This is a genomic window from Castellaniella sp., assembly GCF_047971665.1.
In the GTDB taxonomy this organism is placed as follows: Bacteria; Pseudomonadota; Gammaproteobacteria; order Burkholderiales; family Burkholderiaceae_B; genus Castellaniella.
On sequence record NZ_JBKEAA010000010.1, the window covers coordinates 1 to 13,013 of the forward strand.

Genomic DNA, 13,013 nt, shown 5'->3' on the forward strand with positions numbered 1-13,013 from the left:
CGCCCTGCTCGACAAGCTCAACGCCGAGTTCACCAGGTCCAGGCCCCGCCACAGTAACGACAATGCTCTGGTCGAGGCCAAGAACGGCGTGGTCATCCGGCGCACCTTCGGCTACGCCCACATCCCGCAAAAGCATGCCCGGTCCATCAACGCGTTCTGTGAGCAGCACCTCGTGCCCTACCTGAACCTGCACCGCCCCTGCCTGTTTCCCGAGCAGACGATCGATGCCAAAGGCAAGATCCGCACCACCTACCCTCAAGCGCTCGTGCGAACTCCGCTGGAGAAGCTGCACAGCCTGCCGGCGCGCGCCCGGGGGCTCAAGCCCGGTATCACCCTACAGAGCCTGCTCATCGAGGCGCGGGCCATGAGTGATAATGAAGCCGCCGAGCAGCTGCAAAAGGTCCGCTCGGCGCTGTTTGCAACCATCCATCGACGATCCGCCGACAAGGCCGCCTGAACCGCCAGTTCTCCGCAAGTTCAGACTCATCTGTGTTTTGGAAAAGACTGTCGCAGCGGAGCGCCGCGATGCAATCATGATCTGGCCCTGCGCTCTTGCGGTCAGACGCGTCGTCATGATACCTCCGGACAGCTGATCTGAGCTATGCGTCAGACAGTGATTCACCGATCGCAAGAGGGGGGCAGAAACGTGAGGGCCCCGCCTTCTGGCGGGGCCCTGCTGCCCGAAGGGCAGCAGCACCGCATGGGAGCGGTGCCGTGTCAACGCCCTGAGGCGTGAACGGCTACCATCAGGTAGCAGTTTCAGTATAGATCAGGCGGCGAGGCAGGCCATTGGTGGATTCCCTAGATGTTGCTGTCAGCCGGTGCCTGATCGGGCGCGGCAGCGGTGTCTGCGTGCCCCGACAGGGCGGCGCTCAGGCTGAACAGGGGCTCGAACGACTCGGCCCGCGCCATGGGCCAGGCCGTGCGGAAGATCGTGTTGCGGAACCGGCCTTCGAGCAGTTCGCCATTTTCCAGATCGGGGAACAAGGCGGACAGGACGCGCACCTCGCCATTGGCGATCCGTCGTGCGATATGGTGCGGGCGCAGCTGGTTGGGATGGGTCAGGCCGGCTGCGCCCAGCAGTTCTCCCAGCGCCTTGAGCGTGTTGGCGTGATAGTTGGCGACGCGGACTGATTTGTCGGCCACCACCAGGGCCTGCTGGCGCTTGGGGTCCTGTGTCGTCACGCCGGTGGGGCAGCGGCCGGTATGACAGGTCTGGGCCTGGATGCAGCCGATGGCGAACATATAGGCGCGGGCGCTGTTGCACCAGTCCGCGCCCAGGGCCATCAGGCGCGCCATGTCGAACGCGCTGATGACTTTGCCCGAGGCGCCCAGCCGGATCTGCTCGCGCAGGCCGATCCCCACCAGCGTGTTGTGAACCAGGCGCAGGCCTTCGCGCAGCGGTGTGCCGACATGGTCGACGAATTCGATGGGCGCCGCCCCGGTGCCGCCCTCGGCGCCGTCGATCACGATGAAATCGGGGGTGATGCCGGTGGCGAGCATGGCTTTGGCGATGGCGAACCATTCCCAGGGATGTCCGATGCACAGCTTGAAGCCGACCGGCTTGCCGCCGGACAGTTCACGCACGCGGGCGATGAAATGCATCATTTCGATGGGGGTGCCAAAGGCGCTGTGGCTGGACGGAGAGATACAGTCCTGGCCGACCGGCACGCCGCGCGCGGCGGCAATCTCCGGGGTAACCTTGGGCGCCGGCAGGATGCCGCCATGACCAGGCTTGGCCCCCTGGGACAGCTTGAGCTCGATCATGCGGACGTTGTCCCGCCGGGCCATGTCCGAGAACCGCTCTTCGGAAAAACTGCCATCCTCGTTACGGCAGCCAAAGTAGCCCGAGCCGATGTTCCAGATCAGGTCGCCGCCGTGTTCCAGGTGGTAGCGGCTGACACCGCCTTCGCCGGTGTCGTGGGCGAAGCGGCCGATCGCGGCGCCTTTGTTCAAGGCCATGACGGCATTGGCCGACAGGGCGCCGAAACTCATGGCGGAGATATTGAAGACCGACAGCTCCACGGGCTGGGTACAGTCCGGTCCGCCGACGGTGATGCGGAAATCGTTGTTCTGGATGTGGGTCGGCACCATGGCGTGGTTGATCCACTCATAGTCATTGCCGTAGACGTCGCCTTGTGTGCCAAAGGGGCGCTGATCCATCTGCCGCTTGGCGCGTTGATATACCAGAGAACGGTCCACACGCGAAAAGGGCAGCTTCAGCGTGTCATCCTCGAAGAAATACTGACGGACCTCCGGGCGGATGAATTCGAACAAAAAACGCAGGTTGCCGATCACAGGATAGTTGCGGCGAATGGCGTGCCGGGTCTGGCGCAGGTCGTAAATCCCCAGCAGGCTCAGGCCCAGGAACAGCAGACAGGGCAGCCACCAGCCGGCGCTGAACGACAGGGCCAGCATGGCGCACAATATCGTGAGTGCGATGGCGGCGTAAAAGGCGGTATAGCGGTTGAAAATCGGCGGCATGGGTGAATTCCCTGGGTTCAGGCGACCCGATTACCTTAGCAGATGGGTGCCGTCATGGGCAGCTGGCCAGCCGAGCCCAAAAGAATTCCGGGTAATCCCTGAATATCCTTTTGATGAAGCCGTTCTTCAGCAAAAGTAAATAGACGGTCGATTCGGTGCATGCCTACCATGATTGGCAACGGTGGCCGGCACGATCCGCCAGACAGATTCATGCAAATGCCGTTTTCGGTGGCGTCGTGGCGGTATTCAGGAAGGGCCGTGTTGAGCCGGAATCATTTCTTATAAAAGAGACAAGCCTGTGTTTTTGGATATCCTTCCGTTAGCGGTGGTCGATGGGGTTGCGTATGCAAGCCTGTTGTTTCTCGTGTCGATGGGACTGACGCTGATTTTCGGTGTCATGGGAATTCTCAATGTGGCCCATGGCTCGTTCTATGCGTTTGGAGGCTACGCCGCGGCCTCGGCCGTGTCATGGGCCGCCAACTGGACCGATTCGTCCTGCGCGCTGCTGGCGCTGTTGTTCGTGGTTGCGCTCATCGTGGGCATTGCGATGGGCGGATTGCTCGAGATGTTGTTCATCCGGCGATCCCATGCCTATGATCCCTCTCTGAAGCTCCTGATCACGTTCGGTGTGTTCCTGATGCTCGAGGATGTGCGGGGCCTGATCTGGGGCGCGCAGCCCTACAGCGCCAGCGAGGTCGTCAACCGGCTGGGCAACATGCAGTTGGGCGACATCACGTATACCAATTATCAACTGATCGTGGTGCCCTCCATCGCGTTGCTGGCCTACCTGGGGCTTGAGTATTTCCTGCGCCGCACCGATCTTGGCATGCAGACCGTCGCCATCACGCATCACCGTGAGGTTGCCATTTCCCAGGGGATCAACGCCAGCAGGATCGGCCTGGTCACGTTCATCATCGGGGCGGTGCTGGGGGGGGCGGGCGGCGCCCTGTCGGTGCCGACCACTTCGATGGTGCCGGGTTCCAGCGCCGATATGATCGTGCTCTCGTTCGCGGTCATCGCGACAGCGGGGATGGAGCAGATCACGGGAGCCCTGATTGCCGCGCTGCTGATCGGCATCGTGCGCTCGATCGCCGTCTACATGGCGCCCGATCTCGAGGTCGCCACGCCCTACATCATCATGGTGCTGATCCTGATCGTGCGGCCCCAAGGTTTGTTCGCAGCCGTTCAGGCGAGGACGATCTGATGATCCGGGCGATCAGCATTCTCGGCCTGTTGCTCCTGCTGGTCCTGGGATTTGCCAAGCCCTGGACGACCACGGCGATCGTGGTCGGGTTGTCGTATGCGATTGCCGCGCTGGGTGTCTCTCCCCTGATGCGGGCGGGACAGATTTCTTTCGGTCACGCCATGTTCGCCTGTTTTTCAGCCTATACCGTGGCCTGCCTGGCGCGCGCCTTTCCGGGGCTCGACGTGCTGGTGCTGATTCTGGCCGGTGTGGTCGTCAGCACTGTGGCGGGCATGATCATCGGGCTGTTCATCGTGCGTTATCGCGGCATTTTTTTCGGTATGCTCAATCTGGCCCTGAGCATGGTTCTGTTTGCCATTCTCGGCAAGCTCTATCACATCACGGGGGGCACGGATGGTCTGAGCTTCACCCGGCCCCCGGTGCTGGGCATGGCGCTGGAGCGCAAGCCCTATGAATGGGGGTTGCTGATCATCTCGGCGCTGATCGCGGGCGGTCTGGGGTGGATGCTTCAGCGGTTCTACGCGTCGGGCTGCGGCCAGGCCCTGGCCGCCATCAAGACCAATGAGAACCGTCTCGAGTATCTCGGGTTCTCGGCCTATTCGATCCTGTGGCGCGGTTATGTCCTGTCGGCGCTGGTGGTGGGATTCGCCGGCGCATTTCTCGCGCTGATCCAGGGGCTGGTCACCCCCGAGATCGGTTTCTGGCTCAAGTCGGCCGAATACGTCTTCATCGCCATCCTGGGCGGAACGGGACATGTGATCGGCGCTTTTCTGGGCGCGCTGGTCTTCGAGCTGGTGCGGTTGTTCTCCGCATCGTATTTCGCCAGCCTCTGGCAGTTCGTGCTGGGTCTGACGCTGGTCTCCACGATCTTCATTTTCCCTGCTGGCATGGTCGGTCAGCTGACACGACGGGCCAGGCAATGAGGCGGGGGGGCATCGTGAAACCATTGCTTGAAACCAGAGACCTGTATCTTGCCTTCGGCGGGCTGGTGGTTGCGGATCATATCGACTTTCAGCTGCATCGCGGAGAACGGCTGGCCGTCATCGGCCAGAACGGTGCCGGCAAGACCACGTTCATCAATATTTGCACGGGTTACCTGAAGCCGCAGTCCGGCGATGTCTGGTTTGGCGATCGTCGCATTACCGCTATGCCTCCCCGGAGGATCGTGCGTCTGGGCATGGGGCGGTCGTTTCAACTGCCGCAGTTGTTTACGGAACATACCGTGCGTGAATGCGTGCAGATCGCCGCAGCCTCTCAGGACCGTCGGCTGAGCTTTCTGCGGGCGATGGATTCCGTGGTCGATCGGTCCGAGGTCGAAAGCACACTCGAACTGGTCGGACTGCGAGAGGATGCCCGCCGGATGTCCAGCGATCTGCCAGAAGGCAAGCGCAAGCTGCTCGATATCGCCATGGCGCTGGTGTTGCATCCGCAGCTGCTGATCATGGACGAACCCACCAGCGGCGTGGCCTCCGAGGACAAGCATGACCTGATGCGCATCATCATGAGCGCCCTGGACCAGCGGCACGTCACCAGCTGGTTCGTGGAGCACGATGTCGATATCGTCGCCCGATACGCGACCCGTGTCGCCGCCTGGATCTCCGGCGCCATCGTTGCCGACGGCATGCCGGACGGTGTGCTTCAGGATCCCCGGATCCGCAGTGAAATCCTGGGGGCGTGAGCGATGTTGAAACTGGTGAACCTGAATGTCGATATTGCGGACGGTCCCATTCTGCGCGACATCAGTTGCGTGTTCGAGCGGGCGACGACGGTGGGGGTCGTGGGCCGGAATGGTGCGGGCAAGACGACGCTGTTGCGCAGCATCATGGGGTTGTGCCGGCTGCGGACCGGCGAGATCTGGCTCGATGACATCGATCTGAGCCGCTTGCCCGGACATCTCCGGGCGCAGCATCACGTCGGGTACGCGCCCGAGAATCGCGTCATCTTCCCGTCCATGACCGTCGAGGAAAATCTGCGGCTGCCGTGCAAGGCGCAAAAACTGTCCCGTCAGGCGATCGACCAGCGTCTCGAAGTGACGCTGGGTGTCGTCCCTGAAATCGAGCCCATGCTCCAGCGTTCGGGCGCGGCGCTCTCGGGGGGGCAGGGCAAGATGGTGGCTCTGGGGCGTGCGCTGATGGTGGGTACCCGCCTGCTGTTGCTCGACGAGCCTTTTCAAGGGCTGGCGCCCAAGCTGAGCAATCTCTACACAGAGGCCCTGTCGCGCCTGAAAGGCGTGCGTCCTGAGCTCAGCGTCATTATCACTGAATCAAATACCAAGCTGCTGGGGGCCATCCCCGATCACGTCTGGACGATCGAACGAGGCGCGATGTGGCTTAATCTCGAGGAAAAACCATGACACAAATGATCATTGAGGGAAAAAGCACGGACGCGGCCAGCGGGCGGGAAATCGATGTGGTCTGCCCGAGTGATGGTCAGGTCTTTACCACGATCCCCAGGGGCGCGGCGCAGGACGTGGATCGCGCGGTCAAGGCGGCGCGCGCTGCCCTCAAGGGCGAGTGGGGCGCATTGCCGGCATTCGAACGCGGCCGGCTGCTGATGAAATTGAGTCAGAAAATCCTGGCGCATCATGATGAGCTGGCCGAAATCGAGGCGCGAGATACCGGCAAGCCGCTGACGACCGCGCGCACGGATGTGACGGTGCTGGCCCGTTATTTCGAGTTTTACGGCGGCGGAGCCGACAAGGTGCACGGCCAGACCCTGCCTTTCCTGAACGGCTACTCCGTCCAGGTCGTGCGCGAGCCGCTGGGAGTGACTGCGCACATTCTGCCCTGGAACTATCCGGCGCAGATGTTCGGACGCAGCGTCGCGCCGGCGCTGGCCATGGGCAATGCGATCGTGGTCAAGCCAGCCGAAGATGCCTGCCTGTCGGTCATCCGCGTGGCGGAACTGGCGCTGGAGGTCGGCTTCCCGGCAGGCGCACTGAACATCGTGACGGGGCTGGGAGAGGAGGCCGGCGCGGCGCTGGCCAGGCATCCGGGGATCAATTTCATCAGCTTTACCGGCTCCAACGAGGTAGGCGTCATGGTGCAGCAGGCCGCGGCGCTCAACGCGGTCAAATGCACGCTCGAGCTGGGAGGCAAGTCGGCGCATGTCGTGTTCGAAGATGCAGACTTCGAGCGCGCGGCGGCCGCCATATGCCGGGGGATCGTTCAGAATACCGGGCAGACATGCACGGCCGGCAGCCGGGTGCTGGTGCAGAAAAGCGCCCAGGATCGTTTCATGAAGGTTCTGGTGGCGGAGTTTTCAAAGAAAACGGCGGGCACGCCGGACATGGATCTGGACTGCGGTCCGCTGATCAACAAGACGCAATTCGAGCGGGTCAATGGCTATGTCGAGACTGGACGCAAAGAGGGCCTGTCCGTGGTGGTCGAGGGCCAGGTGGCCGATGGCGTACCGCCCGGCGGCTATTTTGTCCGGCCGATGATCTTCAGTGCGCCCCGGCACGAGAGTCGGTTGCTCACCGAGGAAATCTTCGGGCCGGTGCTGGTGACTGTTCCTTTCGAGACCGAGGCCGAGGCGATCGAGCTGGCCAATGCGACCCACTACGGCCTGATGGCCGCGGTCTGGTCCGAGAATGGCGGCCGGCAACAGCGGGTGGCCAGGGCGATGGAGGCGGGCCAGGTGTACATCAACAGTTTTGGGGCCGGTGGTGGGGTCGAACTGCCGTTCGGCGGCGTCAAGCGCAGTGGACACGGGCGTGAGAAGGGCTTCATCGCAATGGAGGAAATGTCCACTGTAAAGACCATCATCCATTATCACGGTTGATACCGGGGGGTATTTATCATGAAACTCACCAAAACGGTGTGCGCGATGCTGGCGGCAACCCTGGCTGGCACATTGAGCCTACCCGTGGTGGCCGCCGACAGACCCGCCGAGATCCGGCTGGGCATGACGACCTATCTGTCGGGCTCGGCTTCCGTGTTCGGGGTGCCCGCCCATGATGGCGTGCAGATCTATGTCGATGAGATGAACAAGAATGGCGGCATAGGCGGGGTCCCGGTCAAGCTCGAGTTCATCGACGAGGGCGGGGGCAGCGACAAGCTGCTGTCCGAATATCGTCGGCTGGCCGAAGGCGGCGTCGATGGCATGCTGGCCAGCATTTCCAGCGGAAATTGCCTGGTGGTGGCGCCGGTCGCCGAGGATCTGAAGGTCGTCAACGATCTGTGGGATTGCGGCACGCAAAAGGCATTGGAAAAAAAGACGCTTTCCTATGTGGTCCGGACGCAGGCCAACGCGACGGCAGAGATGGTCGCTCAGGTCATCTATCTGATCAAGAAGCATCCCGACTTCAAGACCTTGGCCATTGTCAACCAGGATTATGCCTGGGGGCATGATTCGCATGACATCTTTCTGGCAGCGCTGAAGAAATTCAAACCGGACGTCAAGGTCGTCGCCACGATGTTCCCGAAGTTCGGTTCCTCGGACTTTTCGACTGAAATCAGCCGGCTGCAGGCATTGCGCCCGGATGTGATCCTGAGCACTTCCTGGGGAGGCGACCTGGACAATTTTGTGCGCCAGGCCTCGCAGCGCAATCTGTTCAGGAACTCGACCTTTGTCTTGTCGCTGGCGGAAAGCTCGCTCGAAAGACTGGGTGACTCACTGCCCGAAGGCGTCATCATCGGCGCGCGCGGTGATCACTATTTTCTGCATCCGGAGACCAGGGACGATTCGCGGCACAAGGATTTCGTGAAGAAATTCCGCGAAAAAACGGGGCATTACCCGATCTACTCCGTCTATCACATGATCCAGGCGCTCGAAGGCTACAAGGCGGGCTACGAAAAGGCTATCAAGGACAACAATGGCGCCTGGCCCAATGCCGAGCAATTGGCCAGGGCCATGCATCACGTGACGTTCAAGGGCTTTGGCCGGGCGGTGTCGGTCGATCGTGCGGACGGCCAGGGCATAGAGGCTCAGTTGTTCGGCATCACGACATCCAGCGGTGATTATCCGTTCAAGGTGCTCAAGGACATGATGATCGTTCCGGGCGAAATGGTCACGCCGCCCGACGGACAGGATTCGTTCGAATGGATCGAGAGGAACGTCGGCCCGGAGATGCTCAAGAGCGACAAGCTCAAAAGCTTCGATTAGGCCCCTGGAGCCCGCCCTGATGGCGGGATGCCCGGCTTGAGTTTTCAGCGTCAATGAGAGGAGTATTTTTATGTCTGCAGATGTGTTGAACGGCAAAGTGGCGATCGTGACCGGTGCCGGCGGCGGGTTTGGCGAGGGGGTGGCCAGGGCCTATGCCCTCGCGGGCGCCCGGGTCGTAGTCGCGGACATCAACGAGGCGGGTGCCCGGCGCGTGGCCGGCGAGATCGGTGAGCAGGCGCTGCCGGTCCGGGTGGACATCACCTCGGCTGCCGAGGTCGGGGCCATGGTTGCCCGGTGCCGGGAAAAATTCGGCCGGCTCGACATCGTCGTCAACAATGCCGGCACCACCCACAAGAACCAGCCCATGCTGGAGGTGGATGAGAAGACCTTCGACCGGGTGTTCGAAGTCAACGTCAAGTCGATCTTCCTGATCACCAAGGAGGTCGTGCCGGTCATGCGCGCGCAAGGCGGCGGCGTCATTCTCAATGTCGGCTCCACGGCCGGGATTCGTCCCCGCCCCGGGTTGACCTGGTACAACGCCTCGAAAGGCGCGGTGAATCTCCTTTCCCGGTCCATGGCCGTCGAACTGGCGCCTGATCATATCCGGGTCAATGCCATTTGCCCGGTGATGGGCGTGACGGGGCTGTTCGAGTCTTTCATGGGGCTGCCCGACACCCCGGAAAACCGGGCGAAATTTGTTTCCACGATTCCATTGGGTCGGTTCTGCCAGCCCTCGGATGTGGCCGCCGTGGCCACATTTCTGGCCAGCGATGCGGCCGAGTTCATCACGGGGGTGGAATTCCCTGTCGATGGCGGGCGAACGATCTGAGGTGTGCCGCGCGCAAGTCATCGTCAAACTGGAGGCCTGAATGAAAATCCGTGCTGCTGTATTGCGAGAAATGGGGCTGCCCGCGCCGTATGCGCAGAGCAAGCCCATCAAGATCGAGCAAATCGAACTGGATCCCCCAGGAGAGGGGGAAATCCTGGTCAAGATCAAAGTGGCGGGACTCTGCCATTCCGATCTGTCCGTGATCAATGGCGATCGGCCACGGGGACTGCCTCTGGTGCTGGGACATGAGTCTTCGGGCAATGTCGTGGAGGTCGGTCAGGGGGTCGTGGACTTTGCGCCTGGCGACCATATTGTCACGGATTTCGTCCCGACCTGCGGTCACTGCGTGTCTTGTCGGGAAGGACGGCCTGCGCTGTGCGAGCCGGGGGCCCAGGCTAACGGTCAGGGGTCCCTGCTGGGTGGCGCGCGCCGGCTGCATGCGGGCCAAGAGGCGCTGAATCATCATGTCGGCGTCTCGTGCTTCGCCGAATACGCGGTGGTGTCGCAACGCTCCTGCACAAAGATCATGCGGGAAATCTCGCACCGGGAGGCTGCGCTGTTCGGGTGCGCGGTGCTGACCGGCGCGGGAGCGGTGATCAACCGGGCGAACATCCGGCTGGGACAGACGGCGGCGGTCGTGGGTTTGGGCGGAGTGGGCCTGAGCGCGCTGCTGGCCGCCGCCGCAGCCGGTGCGCGGCGGATCGTCGCGGTCGATCTCAGCAAGGAAAAGCTGGAATTGGCGAAGTCGCTGGGGGCGACGCATGCGGTCAATCCGAAAGAGATCGGCTCGGATGCCGATCTGCTCGCAGCCGCGGGCGGACCGGTGGATTTCGGGTTCGACATGGCTGGCGCGGTTGCCGCCTTCGAGACGGCCTACAAGCTGACTCGCCGGGGCGGGACGACGATCACCTCCGGGCTGCCGCATCCCAACGCCCGCTTTGCCCTGCCTTTGGCGCAGATGGTGGGAGAGGAGCGCGATATCCGGGGCAGCTATCTGGGCTCGGGGGTGCCCTCGACGGACATCACTCGCTATGTCGATCTGTATCTGAAGGGCCGGTTGCCGGTCAACCGGCTTTTGGGACAGGCATTTACGCTGGATCAGATCAATGCCGGGTTCGATCACCTGGCCTCGGGCACGAGCTTGCGCGACTGCATTGTTTTCGGCGACTGACCTGCATCCGACCGGATCACGGTCACTTGCGCCCGTGCCGGAGATGAGAACTCAAACCTGAAGGAGTGCGTGTGGATTCAGCCAATCAGCTGTTACCCCAGACTTCACACAAGAGAAGGGGCGTCAGGCTCGATCAGCAGACGATCGTCTTTTTTCTGTTTGTGGTGGTCTTTATCGTCTTTTCGGCCTTGTTGCCGGGCTTCATGTCGATCGGCAATGTTGTGGCTATGCTGCGGTCCATTTCCGTCCTGGGCATTCTGGGGCTCGGCATGGCCATTGTCGTCATCGGGCGGGGCATCGACCTGTCGATGGTGGCGCTGATGGCGGTGCCGACGGCCTTGATCATGACCCTGGCCGATTCCGGTTTTGGGTTGTGGTTCGCGTTGATCCTGGGCCTGCTGTTCGCGGTCGCGATCGGCCTGCTCAATGGCATCTGCGTCGCATATGCGGAAATCCCCGCTTTGTTCGTGACCCTGGCAGTGGGCCTGGGTCTGGCCGGGCTGGGCCAGGTGGGCATCCTCAAATCCGACATGGTTCCCTGGCCCGACGCGCTGGATCCGCTCCTGTGGCTGGGCGGTGGCGATGTCGCCGGCGTGCCCAGCAGCATCATCGTGTTCGCGGTGGTGGTGGTCAGCGCGTGGCTGTTCCTGAGGCATACCAAGCTGGGCCTGTTCATCTATACGATTGGCGACAACCCCTACGGGGCTAGGACGACCGGGATGCCCGTCAGGCCCATCATGGTGCTTCAGTATGTGCTGGCCGCACTGATCGCGGTGCTCGCCGGCCTAGTGATGGCCTCGTCCAACAGCCTGATGGACACCCGGATCTATAACCTGTCCCTCATCTATGACGTGATTCTCGTGGTGGTCATGGGTGGAGTGGGGCTTTCCGGCGGTCGCGGCGGAGTGATGAGCGTCGTCGTCGGCACCCTGCTGGTCGGCACGATCATCAACGGCATGACGATCCTGAATCTGACCCTGGATGTCCAGAACCTGTTCAAAGGCGTGGTGCTGCTGATCGCGATCGCGCTCGACAGCATCTTGAATCCTCGCAACGAAGAAACCGCCCAGCAAGGAGACATCTAGCCAATCCAACCGACATGCAGTGCCCATTACTCGAACAATCATGATTCACAGAGGAGACAGTCATGGCAGGATTTGAATATTTGCATCGCAGGCTGGTCGGCAGACGGGTCGCCGCCACCGTTCTGGGAATATTGACCCTGACGGTCATGGCCATCAGCGCCCGGGTGGCCCAGGCGCAGGGCGATGGCGCCATCAAGGATCCCGAACGCAGCCACTATTACGAGATCTACCAAGGTAAGCGGGTGGTGTTCGTGCCCGTGTTCATGGGGCTGGACCTGACCGAGGGCTGGTCCAGGGTCATGAGCTTGCAGGCCCAGCGGCTGGGCTATCAGTATGAAGTCCGCAACGCCAATTTCGACACATCGGCGGGGGTGCAGATCCTGACGCAACTGCTCAACGAGAATCCCAAGCCCGACGTCGTGGTGATCCAGAATCCGGATGTCACCTCGTACGCAAAGATCGAAAAAAAGCTCGAGGATGCGGGGATCTATGTGATTCAGCTCAATATGAAGAGCCTCACCATGACGACGGGCTTTGCCGGCGCGGATGCCACGGTGATCGGTGAGATACAGGCGGAATGGGTGGTCAAGCAGTGCGGGGCAGGGACGTCGCAAAAAATCATGATTCTCAATGGACCGACGACCGCGCCCTGGACCGTGTACATGCAGGCCGGCTACAACAGCATCCTGTCCAAGCATCCGGACATCAAGGTCGTCGCGCGCCAATCGATCGGCAACTATGAATCCTCGAAAGCCAAATCGATTACTGAGGTGACCCTCAAGCAGCACCCCGACCTGTGCGCCATCATGGGCGTATGGGATATCCCCGACCTAGCCACCGCAGCGGCGGTCAAGGATGCGGGCAAGACGGGCCGGGTCCTGGTCTCGACCAGCGGCGGTGGCGGCGAGGTGGCGTGCAAGGGCCTGAAAACCAAGGGCTTCGACCACTACGTCAGCTACGACGTGCCGGGTCAAAGCCGCGACGTCAATGACCTGATCCAGATGGCGCTCCAGAGCCCCGAGAAACCCGGCAAGCTCAAGGTCGCGCTGTATACGCCACTTTCCGTATTCACTCAGGAAGATGCGGACAAGCACCAGTGCTGGTCCGTGGATACGTTGCGTCAATAGCAGGATA

General features: G+C 61.8%; 11 protein-coding genes and 1 pseudogene. 11 read left to right on the forward strand and 1 reads right to left on the reverse strand.

What is annotated here, in order from left to right:
* A pseudogene (locus ACK5JE_RS02420) lies at nucleotides 1-457 on the forward strand (integrase); the annotation flags it as partial.
* 344 nt (nucleotides 458-801) lie between these two features.
* Here ACK5JE_RS02420 and ACK5JE_RS02425 read toward each other — a convergent pair.
* Nucleotides 802-2,484 (reverse strand): FMN-binding glutamate synthase family protein, encoded by a 1,683-nt coding sequence (locus ACK5JE_RS02425; protein WP_416800127.1) that lies wholly within the window; start codon nucleotides 2,482-2,484, stop codon nucleotides 802-804.
* Between the two features lie 298 nt (nucleotides 2,485-2,782).
* Between ACK5JE_RS02425 and ACK5JE_RS02430 the strand changes: the two genes are divergently transcribed.
* The 10 genes from ACK5JE_RS02430 to ACK5JE_RS02475 all read left to right on the forward strand — a co-directional run bounded on the left by ACK5JE_RS02430 (nucleotide 2,783) and on the right by ACK5JE_RS02475 (nucleotide 13,006).
* The gene (locus ACK5JE_RS02430) at nucleotides 2,783-3,688 is read left to right on the forward strand and encodes a branched-chain amino acid ABC transporter permease (RefSeq protein WP_416800128.1); all 906 of its coding nucleotides are present in this window, start codon (nucleotides 2,783-2,785) and stop codon (nucleotides 3,686-3,688) included.
* Nucleotides 3,688-4,611, forward strand: a complete 924-nt coding sequence (locus tag ACK5JE_RS02435) for a branched-chain amino acid ABC transporter permease (RefSeq protein ID WP_416800129.1) — start codon at nucleotides 3,688-3,690, stop codon at nucleotides 4,609-4,611. The genes ACK5JE_RS02430 and ACK5JE_RS02435 overlap by 1 nt, the downstream gene beginning before the upstream one ends.
* Before the next feature lie 14 nt (nucleotides 4,612-4,625).
* Nucleotides 4,626-5,366, forward strand: coding sequence for an ABC transporter ATP-binding protein (locus ACK5JE_RS02440; protein ID WP_416800130.1), 741 nt, complete (start codon nucleotides 4,626-4,628; stop codon nucleotides 5,364-5,366).
* Nucleotides 5,367-5,369: 3 nt separating this feature from the next.
* Entirely contained in the window at nucleotides 5,370-6,041 is a 672-nt protein-coding gene (locus ACK5JE_RS02445; protein ID WP_416800131.1) for an ABC transporter ATP-binding protein, read from the forward strand.
* Nucleotides 6,038-7,471, forward strand: a complete 1,434-nt coding sequence (locus tag ACK5JE_RS02450) for an aldehyde dehydrogenase family protein (protein ID WP_416800132.1) — start codon at nucleotides 6,038-6,040, stop codon at nucleotides 7,469-7,471. The genes ACK5JE_RS02445 and ACK5JE_RS02450 overlap by 4 nt, the downstream gene beginning before the upstream one ends.
* Nucleotides 7,472-7,489: 18 nt before the next feature.
* Nucleotides 7,490-8,794 (forward strand): ABC transporter substrate-binding protein, encoded by a 1,305-nt coding sequence (locus ACK5JE_RS02455; protein ID WP_416800133.1) that lies wholly within the window; start codon nucleotides 7,490-7,492, stop codon nucleotides 8,792-8,794.
* Between the two features lie 70 nt (nucleotides 8,795-8,864).
* Entirely contained in the window at nucleotides 8,865-9,623 is a 759-nt protein-coding gene (locus tag ACK5JE_RS02460; RefSeq protein ID WP_416800134.1) for a glucose 1-dehydrogenase, read from the forward strand.
* A 40-nt stretch (nucleotides 9,624-9,663) separates the two neighbouring features.
* The gene (locus ACK5JE_RS02465) at nucleotides 9,664-10,794 is read left to right on the forward strand and encodes a zinc-dependent alcohol dehydrogenase family protein (RefSeq protein ID WP_416800135.1); all 1,131 of its coding nucleotides are present in this window, start codon (nucleotides 9,664-9,666) and stop codon (nucleotides 10,792-10,794) included.
* Between the two features lie 227 nt (nucleotides 10,795-11,021).
* Nucleotides 11,022-11,879, forward strand: coding sequence for an ABC transporter permease (locus ACK5JE_RS02470; protein WP_416800136.1), 858 nt, complete (start codon nucleotides 11,022-11,024; stop codon nucleotides 11,877-11,879).
* 62 nt (nucleotides 11,880-11,941) lie between these two features.
* Nucleotides 11,942-13,006: a sugar ABC transporter substrate-binding protein gene (locus ACK5JE_RS02475; protein WP_416800137.1), complete on the forward strand. Its 1,065-nt coding sequence runs from the start codon at nucleotides 11,942-11,944 to the stop codon at nucleotides 13,004-13,006.
* Nucleotides 13,007-13,013: the final 7 nt, after the last annotated feature.